This is a genomic window from Streptomyces sp. TAA204 (assembly GCF_000424965.1).
In genome coordinates, this window is sequence record NZ_AUKW01000001.1 from 217,185 (window position 1) to 231,190 (window position 14,006).

At 70.7% G+C, this 14,006-nt stretch carries 14 protein-coding genes; 8 read left to right on the plus strand and 6 right to left on the minus strand.

Features of this window, described 5'->3' with window-relative positions:
* Positions 1-8 precede the first annotated feature (8 nt).
* A complete protein-coding gene (locus H343_RS0100930) occupies positions 9-812 on the minus strand; it encodes an exodeoxyribonuclease III (protein WP_028429605.1) in 804 nt (267 codons plus the stop codon).
* Positions 813-835: 23 nt separating this feature from the next.
* Between H343_RS0100930 and H343_RS0100935 the strand changes: the two genes are divergently transcribed.
* Positions 836-1,312, plus strand: a complete 477-nt coding sequence (locus tag H343_RS0100935; RefSeq protein WP_028429606.1) for a GNAT family N-acetyltransferase — start codon at positions 836-838, stop codon at positions 1,310-1,312.
* Positions 1,313-1,361: 49 nt separating this feature from the next.
* Here the strand turns inward: H343_RS0100935 and H343_RS0100940 are convergent, their stop codons facing one another.
* Complete coding sequence (locus tag H343_RS0100940) at positions 1,362-2,132, minus strand: acyltransferase domain-containing protein (RefSeq protein WP_028429607.1); 771 nt, start codon at positions 2,130-2,132, stop codon at positions 1,362-1,364.
* Positions 2,133-2,336: 204 nt separating this feature from the next.
* Between H343_RS0100940 and H343_RS0100945 the strand changes: the two genes are divergently transcribed.
* Together H343_RS0100945 and H343_RS0100950 are read left to right on the plus strand one after the other, a co-directional pair.
* Entirely contained in the window at positions 2,337-3,146 is an 810-nt protein-coding gene (locus H343_RS0100945) for an SAM-dependent methyltransferase (protein WP_028429608.1), read from the plus strand.
* A gap of 192 nt (positions 3,147-3,338) precedes the next feature.
* Positions 3,339-4,250 carry a phosphatidylinositol-specific phospholipase C gene (locus tag H343_RS0100950; RefSeq protein ID WP_051264426.1) on the plus strand — a complete coding sequence of 304 codons (912 nt, stop codon included), beginning with the start codon at positions 3,339-3,341 and terminating at the stop codon, positions 4,248-4,250.
* A 106-nt stretch (positions 4,251-4,356) separates the two neighbouring features.
* On the opposite strand, the gene H343_RS0100960 is transcribed toward H343_RS0100950, so the two are convergent.
* The 3 genes from H343_RS0100960 to H343_RS0100970 form a co-directional block, all read right to left on the minus strand.
* A complete protein-coding gene (locus H343_RS0100960; RefSeq protein WP_028429610.1) occupies positions 4,357-4,659 on the minus strand; it encodes a hypothetical protein in 303 nt (100 codons plus the stop codon).
* Positions 4,660-4,789: 130 nt separating this feature from the next.
* A complete protein-coding gene (locus tag H343_RS0100965) occupies positions 4,790-5,149 on the minus strand; it encodes a cupin domain-containing protein (protein ID WP_028429611.1) in 360 nt (119 codons plus the stop codon).
* A 53-nt stretch (positions 5,150-5,202) separates the two neighbouring features.
* Positions 5,203-5,451 carry an SCO4226 family nickel-binding protein gene (locus H343_RS0100970; protein ID WP_028429612.1) on the minus strand — a complete coding sequence of 83 codons (249 nt, stop codon included), beginning with the start codon at positions 5,449-5,451 and terminating at the stop codon, positions 5,203-5,205.
* A 382-nt stretch (positions 5,452-5,833) separates the two neighbouring features.
* On the opposite strand from H343_RS0100970, the gene H343_RS0100975 reads away from it, so the two are divergent.
* The 5 genes from H343_RS0100975 to H343_RS28155 all read left to right on the plus strand — a co-directional run bounded on the left by H343_RS0100975 (position 5,834) and on the right by H343_RS28155 (position 11,558).
* Positions 5,834-7,210 carry an MFS transporter gene (locus H343_RS0100975; protein WP_028429613.1) on the plus strand — a complete coding sequence of 459 codons (1,377 nt, stop codon included), beginning with the start codon at positions 5,834-5,836 and terminating at the stop codon, positions 7,208-7,210.
* Positions 7,211-7,372: 162 nt separating this feature from the next.
* Positions 7,373-8,269 carry a shikimate dehydrogenase gene (locus H343_RS0100980; RefSeq protein ID WP_028429614.1) on the plus strand — a complete coding sequence of 299 codons (897 nt, stop codon included), beginning with the start codon at positions 7,373-7,375 and terminating at the stop codon, positions 8,267-8,269.
* 11 nt (positions 8,270-8,280) lie between these two features.
* Positions 8,281-10,140, plus strand: coding sequence for a sugar phosphate isomerase/epimerase and 4-hydroxyphenylpyruvate domain-containing protein (locus tag H343_RS0100985; RefSeq protein ID WP_028429615.1), 1,860 nt, complete (start codon positions 8,281-8,283; stop codon positions 10,138-10,140).
* Between the two features lie 102 nt (positions 10,141-10,242).
* A complete protein-coding gene (locus H343_RS0100990) occupies positions 10,243-10,914 on the plus strand; it encodes a TetR family transcriptional regulator (protein ID WP_028429616.1) in 672 nt (223 codons plus the stop codon).
* Positions 10,915-11,045: 131 nt separating this feature from the next.
* Positions 11,046-11,558 carry a hypothetical protein gene (locus tag H343_RS28155; protein ID WP_051264427.1) on the plus strand — a complete coding sequence of 171 codons (513 nt, stop codon included), beginning with the start codon at positions 11,046-11,048 and terminating at the stop codon, positions 11,556-11,558.
* A gap of 877 nt (positions 11,559-12,435) precedes the next feature.
* Here the strand turns inward: H343_RS28155 and H343_RS0101000 are convergent.
* Positions 12,436-13,461 (minus strand): GAF domain-containing protein, encoded by a 1,026-nt coding sequence (locus H343_RS0101000; RefSeq protein ID WP_028429617.1) that lies wholly within the window; start codon positions 13,459-13,461, stop codon positions 12,436-12,438.
* Positions 13,462-14,006: the final 545 nt, after the last annotated feature.

A 14,006-nucleotide genomic window follows, 5' to 3' on the forward strand; every position in this document is an offset into this window, starting at 1 on the left:
CCACGGGCCTAACGGGCGAAGTCCACTGTCACCGGCGCGTGATCGCTCCAGCGGAGGTCGTGGCTGACCGCCCGCTCGACCACGGCCTTGACCGCCCGCCCCGCCAGACCCGGCGTCGCCGCCACGCAGTCGATGCGCCAGCCCGCGTCGTTGTCGAAGGCCCGGCCGCGGTAGGACCACCACGAGTACGGCCCGGCGACGTCCGGGTGCAGTTCCCGTACGACGTCCGTGTAGCCGCCGTCGGAGGCGTCGAAGACGCGGGAGAGCCACTCCCGCTCCTCCGGCAGGAAGCCGGACGACTTGCGGTTGGCACGCCAGTTCTTCAGATCCGCCTCCTGGTGGGCGATGTTCCAGTCACCGCACACCAGCACCTCGCGGCCGTCTGCCGCCGCACGCTCGCGCAGCGCCCGCAGGTAGGGCAGGAACGCCGCCATGAAGCGCTCCTTCTGCGCCTGCCGTTCGGTGCCGACGTCGCCCGAGGGCAGATACAGGCTGGCGACGGTCACTCCGGGCAGGTCCACCTCGGCGTAGCGACCCGAGTCCTCGAACTCCGCCGCTCCGAAGCCGGTCCGCGCCTCGTCCGGTTCGCGCCGCGTGAGTACGGCCACGCCCGCCCGGCCCTTGTCGGCGGACGGTGCGTACAGCGTGTGCCAGCCCTCGGGTGCCCGTACGTCGTCGGGGAGCTGGTGCGGCTCGGCCCGTACCTCCTGGAGGCACACCACGTCCGCGTCGGTGGCCGCCAGCCACTCCCGGTAGCCCTTCTTGGCCGCGGCCCGCAGCCCGTTCACGTTGACCGTCGTCACCTTCAGCATCCAGGTCACCATACGATGCGGGCATGCGAATCGTTCGTGTGCGGTACGACCACCCCGATGCCATGAAGCTCAACGACGCCGTACAGCAGGAGTACGCGGAGCGCTACGGCGACGAGGGTGACGTCACCCCGCTCGACCCTTCGATGTTCGAACCGCCCCACGGTCTCTACCTGATGGCCTACGACGAGGAGGACATCCCCGTCGCCACCGGCGGCTGGCGCAGCCAGGACCGCAGCGACGAGGGCTACGCGGACGGGGACGCCGAGATCAAGCGCATGTTCGTGGTCCGTGAGGCACGGGGGCGCGGGCTGGCCCGGCGCATCCTCGCCGAGCTGGAGAAGGACGCCCGCGCCGCCGGACGTTCGCGGATGGTGCTGGAGACCGGGACGCAGCAGCCCGAGGCGATCGCGCTCTACGTCTCCAGCGGCTACTCCCCCGCCGAGAAGTTCGGCCTCTACCGATTCGAGCCCGAAAGCCGCTGCTACGCCCGTGCTTTGTGACCCGCGGGCGGCGGACGGACAGCCGCCGCTCCCCTTCTCCTCTCCCCTCCTACGAGCCGGAGGACGCCGCGCGGGCCTCGTCCGCCGCCCCGGCGATGCCGTGCTCCTCCACGGACACGGCGCGCACGTCCGGCACTTCGGCCGTCAGCTGTGCCGTCAGCACCCGGCCGGGCGGCAGTTCCACACAGCACACGGCTCCTGAGGCGGTCAGCGTCGAGACCGTCCGCGCCCACTGGGCGGGACGCGCCACGGACCGGGCGAGGTCGTCGAAGACCGCGTTGGTGTCGCCGCGCAGATTGCGGCCCTGCAGCGTGCCGACGTACGGCACTGCCTGCGGGCGCCTCTTGATGGTCGCCAGATGCTGCGCGAGCCGGATCGCGACGTCGCCCTCAGGCTCCTGCCCACCCTCCAGCAGTTCACCGCGGAGCCGGACGGCGGCGAGCGCCTCGTCGAGAGTGAGCACCTCGGCGAGTACGGCCGCGGCGTACCCGCCGACGTCGTGACCGGCGACGAGAGCGGGCCGTACCTCCTCGTCCTCGATCAGGGCGCGGGCCCCGGCCACCCCCGCGACGAGCAGTGCCACATGGCAGGCGACCGGGGACTTCTCCAGCGCCTCCGCCGTGTCCAGTTCGACGATGCCGTCCGCGTACTCCCTGCTCGCCTCGGCAGGCGCCCCAGCGGCCCCGGGACGGGCGGCGAGCCGGCGCAGCGCCCGGTCCGCGTCCGCCAGCACGGTCGCGGACGCCGCGGTGTCGGGCAGCCGGTGCAGCATGCCGGGGCGCTGCGAACCGCGGCCGGGGAAGAGGAACGCGATGCTCATGGGGGTCAGCCTGGCCCGCACGACCTCGCGACGCCAGTCAGGTCCGCGCTCCGGAATCAGCGAACGCCCCCGCCACCACGCCGATCGGGCCGCGCCCCCCGCTCCTGGATCACCCGTGCGAGGGACGGCCGGAGGGACGCACGCTCTTGGGGATCAGCGTCCCCGCTCTCAACACCCCCCGGTGCCCCGTGTGATGCTGACCCCATGGACACTCCCGAGGACCCTCAGTTCGCCGAGAAGATCCAGGCGGACAGACCCCATTCGGCACGTGTGTGGAACTACCTGCTGGGCGGCCGGGACAACTACCGGGCCGACCGCGCGGCCGGGGAGATGATCCTCGAGACGTTCCCCGGAATCGCCCGGCTCGCCCGTCTCCAGCGGTACTTCCTCGCACGCGCGGTCCGCTGCCTCGCCGCCGAGGCCGGAATCCGCCAGTTCCTGGACGTCGGCACGGGGTTGCCGACCGTGGACAACACGCACGAGGTCGCGCAGCGCGTCGCGCCGGACTCCCGCATCGTCTACGTCGACAACGACCCGCTGGTGCTCGTGCACGCCCATGCCTTGCTCACCAGCAGCCCGCAGGGCGCCTGCGCCTACATCGACGCGGACGTGCGCGACCCGGCGAACATCCTCCGACAGGCCGCCGGGACCCTCGACTTCAGCAAGCCGGTGGCGCTGACGCTGCTGGGGACGCTGGGCCAGCTCCCCGACTCCGACGATCCGTCCTCGATCGTCGCGCGGCTCATGGAGCCCCTGCCCTCCGGCAGTTACCTCGTGCTGAGCGACGGCACCGACACCGACGAGGCACTCAACCAGGCCATCGCCGTCTACAACGACAACTCAGCGAGCTCCTACCACCTGCGCAGCCCCGAACGCATCGCGCGCTTCTTCGACGGTCTGGAACTGCTGGAGCCCGGCGTGGTCACCACGTCCAACTGGCGCCCGGAGTTCGCCGATCCCGACGACGGCACGGAGCAGGTGGACGCCATCTGCGGCATCGGCCGGAAGCCGTGACCCCCGCGGCCGACGGGGCTCCCGGCTTCGCCGGCTGAGGCGCGGCGCCCGCTGCTGTGCCTGTTCCCGGGCGCCGCCGACGGGCACTTCCCGCCCGTCGACGGCGGTGACGGATGACGCCACGCTGCGCTGCGCGAGCGGGCGTTCGCGAGGCCCTCTGTGGCGACGCGGCGATCCGTGCTTGTCTTGAGCATGACCATAAGACGCCGGTACTTCCTCCAGTCCGTGACCGCTCTTTCGGCCACCGCACTGCTGAGCGGCGCCTCATCGGGCCGGGCGAGCGCGGCGTCCGGCGCGGCGGCGCCCTCCCCCGCGTCGTGGATGGCACAGCTCCCGGACGGCACCGCCCTGCGCGAGCTGACGATCCCTGGCACCCACAACTCCGGTGCGCTGCACGGCGGTCCGTGGACCGAGTGCCAGAACACCGGCATCGCGGAGCAGCTCGCCGGCGGCCACCGTTTCCTCGACATCCGCTGCCGGCTCTTCGAGGGCTCCTTCACCATCCACCACGGCGCCAGCTACCAGCACCTCAACTTCGACGACGTCCTGAGCAGTTGCCGTGACTTCCTCGCGGCCGAGCCCTCCGAGACGGTCCTGATGCGGGTGAAGCAGGAATACTCGCAGGAGAGTTCCGAAGCCTTCCGCGCCGTCTTCGAGGACTATCTGGACGGACGGGGCTGGCGCTCCCTCTTCCGTCTCGGCTCCGCCCTGCCCGCGCTGGGCGAGGCGCGCGGCAAGGTGGTCCTGCTCGGCGACTCCGACGGGCTGCCGGGGGTGCGGTACGGCGACGCGGGGCTCTTCGACATCCAGGACTCCTACATGACGGAACCGGAGGCCAAGTACCCGCTGATCGAGGACCACTTCCGCAAGGCGGTCGCCGAACCGGGCAAGCTGTACGTCAACTACGTCAGCACGGCGGCCCTGCTTCCGCCCCGCTCCAACGCCGACCGGCTCAACCCCCGCGTGCGCGACCTGCTCTCCTCTGCGGAGGCCTCCTCCTGGCACGGTCTGGGCATCGTGCCGATGGACTATCCCAACGAGCACGGCGTCATGGAGACCCTGCTCGCCCGCCAGCCCGCACAGGCGGTCCGTACCGTCGGCTGACACTCGCGGCTGACGCACCGGCGGCCCCCGCCCCCGGCCCGCAGGCCGGGGGCCGGACCGGCCGACCGTACAGTGCCGTGCCGTGCCGTGCCGTTGCAGCGGGGGGTCAGCTCCTCGCCGGAACCTCGCGGGCGACCTCCAGGTTCACGAACCGGGGCTCGCTCGTGCACAGTTCACGCATCCGGTCGGCTATGCGGCCGGTCTCGGGCAGACCGTTGTTCTCCATCGCCTTGTCGTAGGACGGGAATTCCACGATGTCCACGTAGTGCGAAGGGTTGTCGCGGTCCTGGGTGTGCAGCTCGTGCATCACCGTCCGCTTGCCTTCCGTGGCGCTCATCCACTCCTCGAAGGCACGGTTCAACTCGTCGATGTGGTTGGTCTCGTACTCGATGATCTGGACGAATGTCATGGCAGGACCTCCTGTCGTGCGGTGTCTTCCGCTCCTGGACTCTCCGCTTCACCTCCCTGTGCCGTCGATCCGCTCTCTCCCGGCTGTGCGCGTCCTTCCCGCGGACGCTGTCGCTGTGCGCGCTTCAGCTTCAGTTGCCGGCTTTCGCGTACTCGGCCGCGCCGCCGGAGAAGTCATGCGTCACGAAGGGTTCGTCCCCCACCACCCAGGCGTCGTGGCCGGGCGGGCACACGAAGACGTCGCCGGGCCCGACCTCCGCCTCCTCGCCGTCGTCCATGCGCATGTGCATGCGCCCCTTGACGACGTAGGCCATGTGACGCACCTGGCAGCTGTCCGTGCCGGCGATGGGCCCTACGGCCTCCGACCAGCGCCAGCCGGGTTCGAGGGTGGCCACCCCGAAGGCGAGTCCGTCGAGGTCAAGGATCTCGATGTGACCGTGTGAGAAGTCCCGCCGCTCGTCCGCCTTGCGTATGTTCTTGACCTCGATCACAGCGACCATCTCCTTTGCTGTCTGCTCCCCGGGTGACCGTGAAAGCGCCGGCGTCACACGCTGAGCGTCACGGGATGGATCTCGTCGGCCGGGTGTCCGGCCCGCTCGTGGACGCGCCGCACGGCGCCGGAGGAGGGGCCCTCGGAGAGGCAGAAGACGGTTCCGGACTCCGGGTCCGCCCATGCGTGGTGGAAGTGGACGTTCTCCTCGCCCTCGATGGCGAGATCGGCCCGGTGGCCCTCGTGGAGCTGTTCCGGAGTGATGCCGTGCATTCCGTGGTGGACGTCCATGAACAGAGTCACCGCTTCGCACCTCCGGTGATCGCGCCGGGCCACCTTCGAAACCGTCCGTGAGGTCCACGGACGAACGTCGCCGTGCACGGCCTCTCTGTCTTCATGGTGCGCCTCCCGGGCCGTATGCCCAAGCGGAGCCGGCGGCGGCCGCGCGAGCCCCGCGCACAGCCCGTCCTCCCCGGATCCCGCGCGAGGTATTGACAGCGGAGAAGGCCGGGCGCAGCATCCTTCCCAGTCTAATTAACTATCTAGTGCGTTCACAGAGCCGGGCCGTACGCCTGGGGCCGCCCCGGCACGCATACGCTCGACACGGCCCGTGAGCGCACCCGCACCCGCACCCGCTCACCCCACGTTCCCCCCGGGAATGCCGGGCCGTATCCGGAGGAGCCACATGTCCGAGCAGCCGGCTGGAGCCCCGACCCAGCCCGACGTCCCACCGGGCAAACCCCGCAAGGCCGCGCTCGCCGCGTGGATCGGCAGCGCACTGGAGTACTACGACTTCTTCATCTACGGCAGTGCGGCGGCGCTCGTCTTCCCCAAGGTCTTCTTCAACCCCGACGACCCCGCCACCGCGACGCTCATCTCACTGGCGACCTTCGGCGTCGCCTACGCCGCCCGCCCCGTCGGCGCCCTCTTCCTCGGACACTTCGGCGACAAGCTCGGCCGCCGGAAGATCATGGTCCTCACGCTGCTCCTGATGGGCGTGAGCACCTTCCTCATCGGCTGCCTGCCCACATACGCGCAGATAGGGACCGCCGCCCCCGTGCTGCTCGTCCTGATGCGGGTCGCCCAGGGCCTCTCCGCCGCCGGCGAGCAGGCCAGCGCGAACTCCATGACGCTGGAACACGCGCCCGAGCACCGCCGCGGCTACTACGCGAGCTTCACCCTCAACGGGACACAGGCGGGCCAGATCCTGGCCACGCTCGTCTTCATCCCCGTCGCCGCCCTCCCCGACGACCAGCTCTACACCTGGGGCTGGCGCATCCCGTTCCTGCTGAGCGCGGTCGTCGCCGTCGCCGGCTACGTCATCCGCCGGAAGCTGGAGGAGACGCCCGTCTTCAAGCAGGTCTCCGCCGGCAACGAGGTGGCCAGGCTTCCACTGGTCGAACTGGTCCGACACCACTGGGCGGACGTGCTGCGCGTCGTCGCCGCCGCGCTCATCGCCACCGTCAGCACCATCTTCACGGTCTGGGCCCTCTCCTTCGCCACCGGCGACGACGGCGGCATGGAGGAGTCCTCGATGCTGCTGGTCGGCGTGCTCGCCAACGCAGTCGCACTGCTCGCGATCCCGCTGTGGGCGAAGCTCTCGGACCGGATCGGACGCAAGCCCGTCTTCCTCACCGGCGCCGTCGGCTCGGGCGTCATGATCTTCGTCTACCTGTGGGCGATCTCCACCGGCAGCTTCCCGCTGGTACTGGTCACCGGCATCCTCCTCTTCGGCGTGATCTACAGCGCGGCCAACGGCATCTGGCCCTCGCTCTACGGCGAGATGTTCACCGCGCAGGTCCGGCTGTCCGGCATGGCCGTGGGAACCCAGCTCGGCTTCGCCGTCGCCGGGTTCGCGGTCACCTTCGCCGAGCAGATCGCGGGACCGGGCGGTGACGGCTGGATCGGCGTCGCCGCCTTCACCGCCGCCATCTGCGCCGTCAGCGCGATCGCCATCGCCACCGGACGCGAGACCCACCGGGTGCCGACGCACGAACTCGGCCTGAAGAAGGACGGGGCCGACGCCCGCACCCGCGCGCCCGAGTCGGCCCTGCCCGGCTGAGCCCGGGCGCGGCAGCGGCGGCGGCAGCCCGCCGAGGTCCACGGCACAGCAGACCCAGACCCCAGTCCGAGAGCACGGGAGTGTGCACATGCGGAACCCCGCCGAGACGGCCCCTCAGCCCCCGGGAGCGGTGCCCGCGGCCCGGCAGAGCGGAGCCGTACGGTGAACGCGTCCGCCGCGCCCTCGTACCTCACCGGCCTCATCGGCGCCGGCATAGGTCCGTCGCTGAGTCCTCTCCTGCACGAGCGGGAGGCCGACCGGCAGGGGCTGCGCCTGCTGTACCGCAGCATCGACCTCGCTTCCCTGCCGGGAACCCGGACCCCGGAGGGAGCGGGCGAAGCCGCCGCCGAACTGCTGCGCGCCGCACGGTCGGTGGGCTTCGACGGGCTCAACATCACCCACCCGTGCAAGCAGTCCGTGATCTCCCACCTGGACGAACTGTCACCGGACGCGGCGCAGCTCGGCGCCGTCAACACGGTCGTCTTCCGGGCGGGCAGGGCCGTGGGACACAACACGGACGTGACCGGCTTCGCCCAGTCCTTCGCCCGCGGCCTGCCGGGTGCGCCGCTGCGTCACGTCGTACAGCTCGGCGCGGGCGGCGCGGGAGCCGCCGTCTCCCATGCGCTGCTCGGTCTGGGAGCGGCACGGCTCGCCCTGGTCGACACCGAGGACGCGCGGGCCGCCGAGCTGGCCGGAGCGCTCTGCCGGCGCTACGGCCGGGGACGCGCCACGGCCGTGACGCGGGAGGAGCTGGCCGGTGAACTGGCCGGCGCGGACGGGCTCGTGCACGCCACGCCCGTCGGCATGGCCGCACACCCCGGGCTTCCCCTGCCGGCGGGGCTGCTGCGCGCCGGGATGTGGGTGGCCGAGGTCGTCTACCGTCCCCTGGAGACGGAACTGCTGCGTGAGGCCCGCCGTACCGGCTGCCGCACGCTCGACGGCGGGGGCATGGCCGCCTTCCAGGCGGCCGACGCCTTCCGTCTCTTCACCGGCCTGGAGCCGCACACCGACCGGATGCTCGAAGACCTCGCCGACCTCGTCGCGGCCCCGGCACCCTGAGGAGCAAGTCCATGCGCAAATCCATCGCCACGGTCTCGCTGAGCGGATCGCTCTCCGAGAAGCTCACCGCCATCGCCGCGGCCGGCTTCGAGGGCGTGGAGATCTTCGAGAACGATCTGATCGCCTCGCCGCTCAGCCCCGAGGAGGTACGTTCACGGGCCGCGGACCTCGGGCTGGGCATCGACCTCTACCAGCCGTTCCGCGACTTCGAGGCCGTGCCCGCCGACCTCCTGGAGAGGAACCTGGCGCGCGCCGAGCACAAGTTCGCCCTGATGGAACGCCTCGGCGCGGACACCCTCCTGGTGTGCTCCAGCGTCTCGCCGCACGCCGCCGACGACGACGCTCTCGCCGCCGAGCAGCTGCACGCCCTCGCCGAACGCGCCCACGCGCACGGCATCCGCATCGCCTTCGAGGCCCTGGCCTGGGGGCGGCACATCAGCACATACGACCACGCCTGGCGCGTGGTGGAGGCGGCGGACCACCCCGCTCTGGGCACCTGCCTGGACAGCTTCCACATCCTCTCCCGGGCCTGTGACCCCCGCGGTATCGAGGACATCCCCGGCGAGAAGATCTTCTTCCTCCAGCTCGCCGACGCACCGCTGATGGCGATGGACGTCCTGCAGTGGAGCCGCCACTACCGCTGCTTCCCCGGGCAGGGCGGCCTGGACGTCACCGGACTGCTGGCCCACGCCGTCACCGCCGGATACGACGGGCCGCTCTCCCTGGAGGTGTTCAACGACGTCTTCCGGCAGGCGGACGCGGGACGTACCGCCGTCGACGCGATGCGCTCGCTGCTCGCTCTGGAGGAGTCCGCGGGGCTCACCGCGCTCCCCGCCTCCGTCGTACCGTCCGGCTTCGCCTTCACCGAGCTGACGGCGGCGGACACCGAACCGTTGCGCGCCATGCTCGGCGGCCTGGGCTTCACCCGTACGGGGCGGCACACCGGCAAACCGGTGGAGCTGTGGGAGCAGGGCGAGGCGCGCGTACTGCTCAACACCTCGGGTTCGGACCGCCGCTCGGGGCCCTCCCTGGCCGCCGTGGGCCTGGAGTCACCCGACCCCGGTGCCGCCGTGAGGCGCGCGGAGACGCTGCTCGCGCCCGTGGTGCCGCGGCGCCGCGGCCCTGGGGAGACGCCCCTGGACGCCGTCGCCGCTCCCGACGGCACCGAGCTGTTCTTCTGCCGTACCGGCCACGCCGACCATCCGAGCTGGACGGACGACTTCGCACCGGTGCAGAACGGGACGGGAGCCCCGGCACGGGCCACGGCGCACGAGGCAGGCGGGCAGGCGGAGCCGGAAGCGGAGGAGGTCGCCGGCACGGGTATCACCTCCATCGACCACACGGCCCTGACCCAGCCCTGGCACCACTTCGACGAGGCCGCCCTCTTCCACCGCACCGTCCTGGGGCTCCGGCCCGAGGAGAGCCAGGACCTCGCCGACCCCTACGGCCTCTTCCGCAGCCGCGCCGTCGCCAACTCGGGCGGCACCCTGCGGATCGCGCTGAACGTCGCCCCGAGCCCGGACGGTGCGGCCGTGCGCTCCCAGCACATCGCGCTCGCCACCGACGACATCGTCGCCACCGCACGGCAGTTGCGGCGGCGCGGCACCGCGCTGCTGCCCATCCCCGCGAACTACTACGACGATCTCGAAGCCCTCCACGACCTGCCGCCGGAGACGCTCTCGACGCTGCGCGAGCTGGACATCCTCTACGACAGGGACGACAGCGGCGAGTTCTTCCACTTCTACACCGCCACCCTCGGACGGGTCTTCTTCGAGATCGTGCAGAGAACCGGCGGATACAGCGGCTACGGCGCCCGGAACGCCACGGTGCGCCTCGCCGCCCAGCACACGGCCCAGCACGGGGTCGTATGAGTCGTATGAGAGGCGGGCCGCGGCGGCGGTGCCGCGCGGACGGTGCCCGTGCCGAGCCTTCCTAGACTGGTGGGTGTCGCACCGGACCAGACGAGGAGCCGCATGGTCGCCGCCGTCCCCCCGCCGTCGCAGCCCGCCAAGCGCACGAGAGACGCGGCCAGGACCCAGGCGGAGATCCTCGACGTCGCGACGGAGGAGTTCGCCAGGCTCGGTTACGCGGGGGCACGGGTCGACGAGATCGCCGCCCGCACCCGGACGACCAAGCGGATGATCTACTACTACTTCGGCAGCAAGGAGCAGCTCTTCACGGCCGTCCTGGAGCAGGCGTACGCGGTCATCCGGCGCCAGGAACAGGAGCTCGACGTCGGGCATCTCGACCCCGTGGCAGCGATCCGGCGGCTGGCGGAGCTCACCTTCGACCACCACGAGGCGCACCCGGCCTTCATCCGTCTCGTGGGCATCGAGAACATCCACGAGGCCGGGCACATCGCGGCCTCTTCCACGCTCGGCTCCCTCAACTCCCCCGCGATCACGGTCATCGAGCGCATCCTGGAGGCCGGCCGCGCGGACGGCGTCTTCACCGGCGGCATCGACGCCCTCGACCTGCACGCGATGATCAGCTCGTTCTGCTTCTTCCGGGTGGCCAACCGGCACACGTTCCGCACGATCTTCGGCCGCGACCTCACGGCGCCCGACCGGCGCGAGCACTACCGCACGATGCTCGGCGACATGGTCATCGCCTATCTCACCTCGGGCGGAGGCCGGCCGTCCTGACCGCGCCGGCGGCTGCGACGGTTCCTCTCACGTCCGCCCCGTCGGTGAACTTCTCACTCCGGTGACAAAGACGGCCCTCGCACGCGGGTGCGACCTAGAGTCGGGGATCTTCTCCTTCTCAGGGAGCGCTGATGAGAGACCAGTGGTCACCGGCCCACGCCGACCGCACCGAGCGGTACGGCGAGTCGTCGTCGCAGGGAACGCCGGCGCGGCGGTCCTTCCGAGGGCTCGCGCTGCCCGCGCTCGCGGCGGCGTCGGCCGCGGTGCTGCTCGCCGGCTGCAGCCAGGGGGACACCGAGACCGTGGCGAAGTCGGGCAAGCCCCCGTCGGTGGAGAAGCTGGCCGCCGCCCTGGGCTGCAAGGCGAAGTTCACCAGGGGGAAGGTCGAGGACTACCGCCAGGGGGTCTGCCAGATCGGGAAGCAGAAGTACACGCTGGTCACCTTCAAGGACAACGAGGCCAAGCGCGGCTGGCTGGAGTTCTCCAAGGCCTACGGCGGCAAGTACCTCGTCGGGTCCCAGTGGACGGTCGTGGCGAACTCCACCGAGAAGCTGGGCGCCGTCCAGGCGAAGTACGGCGGGACGGTCGAGGAGGGCGACGCCCACCACGTCGGCGGCGAAGGATCGCACCACAAGAAGGACTGACGCACCACGGGCCCCGGACGACCGGGACGGCCCGGTGACGTGACGGCCCCGGCCCACATCTGCACAGCGGCCGTCCGTCCGCGTACGCACCCGTCCGGGAGTCCGGCCGGGCCCGCACAGAGGCCCGGACAGAGGCCCGGACAGAGGGCCCGCGCTGGAACATCCCTCCCGCGCCCCGCCCGCACGGCCCGAACCGCCCACGCGCCGGGCGCCCGGCTCTCCACGGCACACACGAACGAGCGTTCCGGGGTCTTCAAACCGGCGCCGTGGCAATGCTTTTCGGACGAAGAAGGGCATCTGAACGCGTCCCGGGGCGGCCCGCAGAACGACGGCTTCCACCCGCCCGAAAAGGGAACAGAGGGAGAAAACCCCCGACTTCGGGCCTTACTCACCGACGGCGGAATACCGGGAGATACGGGGGTGCCGAGCCGCTCGAAATATGGCTCGTTGTGTTCGAGCACGCATTCTAATAAGCGGTGCGCCGCGTTTACATCCGCCCCACGGCATGCCTCCAGCGACAGTCACGAGCAGGCAAAGCGGACACGATCAAGCACAGACTATGCACACGGCGGGCACAAAAACACCGCTTCACCCACAACGGCCGACAACTGTCCCGCGGCACCCCGCTATTCGGCCACCACCGAGGACTTCGAGCGCGCACAGGACGCGTGAAGGCAGCGCACAGCACCCGCCTTCCCCCTTGTGCGCCCGGCAGTGCCGCCGGAACGCGCACGCCCCTCCCAGGAGGCACGGTGAAGGGTCCGCGCGCACTCACGCAGCGCGGAGGAGGAGATCAGAACCAGGTTGCGGGTTCCCGCCCGCCCCAGCGTCCGGGAACCACACCGACAACCGGCGCTCGACGCAGATCCGCGCCGCCTCAGCCGCCCTGGCCCGAGGTCGGCCACCCCGAGCCGATCCGCTCGAACTGGGAGGTGAGGTCGGCGGCGAGCTTCTGCTCGGTGCCGCTCGGGGACTGCGAGGTGATGTTCATTGCGACCGTCAGCACCCCGCTGACCGGCGCGCTGGGTGTCAGCCGTACCGGAGTGCAGGTGAAGGTGAAGGTCTGGGGGGACTCGTAGTCGTAGGACGCGATACGGGCCTCCCCCAGCGTGGCGGTCTTCCCCGAACGCAGCGCCTGGTCCATCGTCTTGAAGACGCCCACGGAGTCCAGGCCCGGCAGGACCTGGCGCCCCTGGCTCAGCTGCTGCACCCGGCCGAAGGCCGCGCCCTGCTTGGCGTTGGCGTATCGCAGCACGTGGTCCGACCCCTCGGTGAGCATGATGGGGAAGGGCGCGCCGTCGAAGATGGCGAACATCTCCTGCTGCTGGGCCAGGAGGCTGTCACGCAGCTGGAACTCCGACTGGAGTGTCTGCGCGAGGCTCTGCATGCTCTCCATGTGGTCCGCGTTCCACTGGCGCGGCCGCATGTCGGCGACGCACACCGTGCCCAGGACGACCCCTGTGTGGTCCAGGAGCGGCGTGCCCAGGTACGAGCGGACGCCCATCTCGTTGACCAGCGGATTGCCCTTGAAACGCGGGTAGTCGAAGACGTCGTCGAGTGCGAGTTGCGACTTGTCGGCGACCACGTGGGGACAGAAGCCGTAGTCGATGGGAGCCTCGCGGGCGACCTCCGGGATGTTGCTGAGGTCGAAGACGATGCCGCGGTCCTCCCCTGTACTGTTGTCGTCGGGGTTCGAGGGCGGGACGTACATCCCGCGGAACATCTGACGATCCTCATTGATGAAGTTGACCATCGCCAGCGGCGCCTGGGCGAAACGCCCGGCGAGCCGCGCGACGCGGTCGAACTTCGCCTCGGGGTCGGATGTGTTGAGACCGAGTATCTGCAGCCGGCGCCTGCGCTGCTCGCCCTCTTGAGGGGCTTGATTGGGTGTCAGGGGATCCATGACTGCACATGAAACCAGACCCGGGACCGTACGTACCGCCCCCAGAGGCAACTCTCGCCGCAACCGGTCGCATTGGCGCCGATCTCGCGCCATCATGCGTACCGACCGGTCTGCACCCGTCTGCGAGGGATCAGTCTTGCATTCTGTCCAGATTCCTTCTTCTCAACCGCCCGACGATCACTTCCCGCCAATCCACGTAGCGCTATCGAGCCTGACCGGTTTCGCATATGACAATGGGGCCGCGTGTTTGCCGTGCGGCGGCGGGCACGTCACTGCCCCGGCGGTGGACGTAGGCCGGGTGTGCGGGCCTGCCGCGCATGGGGCAGGGTGTGACACTCTCCCACCGCGACGGGTGCGGAGGGACGGGACGGAGTCGAGGTGTGAGGAGGAAACGCAGCGAGGCGAGCCGCGTACGCCGCTCCACGGGGAGCATCGTGGCGCAGGCTTCCGCAGCAGGGCCCTGTCAGTGAAGCGGTTATGAGCTGTCTCCTACGAACTCCAAGAATCCCCGAGAGCCTTGCGGCGACGGTGCGTCCACCTCGCAT

Bases quoted from the DNA above. Each gene is read 5' to 3' on its own strand.
- H343_RS0100935 (WP_028429606.1), top strand. From the start codon at position 836: ATGCGAATCGTTCGTGTGCGGTACGACCACCCCGATGCCATGAAGCTC.
- H343_RS0100990 (WP_028429616.1), top strand. From the start codon at position 10,243: ATGGTCGCCGCCGTCCCCCCGCCGTCGCAGCCCGCCAAGCGCACGAGA.
- H343_RS0100960 (WP_028429610.1), bottom strand. From the start codon at position 4,659: ATGACATTCGTCCAGATCATCGAGTACGAGACCAACCACATCGACGAG.
- H343_RS0100945 (WP_028429608.1), top strand. From the start codon at position 2,337: ATGGACACTCCCGAGGACCCTCAGTTCGCCGAGAAGATCCAGGCGGAC.
- H343_RS0100985 (WP_028429615.1), top strand. From the start codon at position 8,281: ATGCGCAAATCCATCGCCACGGTCTCGCTGAGCGGATCGCTCTCCGAG.
- H343_RS0101000 (WP_028429617.1), bottom strand. From the start codon at position 13,461: ATGGATCCCCTGACACCCAATCAAGCCCCTCAAGAGGGCGAGCAGCGC.
- H343_RS28155 (WP_051264427.1), top strand. From the start codon at position 11,046: ATGAGAGACCAGTGGTCACCGGCCCACGCCGACCGCACCGAGCGGTAC.
- H343_RS0100950 (WP_051264426.1), top strand. From the start codon at position 3,339: ATGACCATAAGACGCCGGTACTTCCTCCAGTCCGTGACCGCTCTTTCG.
- H343_RS0100930 (WP_028429605.1), bottom strand. From the start codon at position 812: ATGCTGAAGGTGACGACGGTCAACGTGAACGGGCTGCGGGCCGCGGCC.
- H343_RS0100975 (WP_028429613.1), top strand. From the start codon at position 5,834: ATGTCCGAGCAGCCGGCTGGAGCCCCGACCCAGCCCGACGTCCCACCG.
- H343_RS0100940 (WP_028429607.1), bottom strand. From the start codon at position 2,132: ATGAGCATCGCGTTCCTCTTCCCCGGCCGCGGTTCGCAGCGCCCCGGC.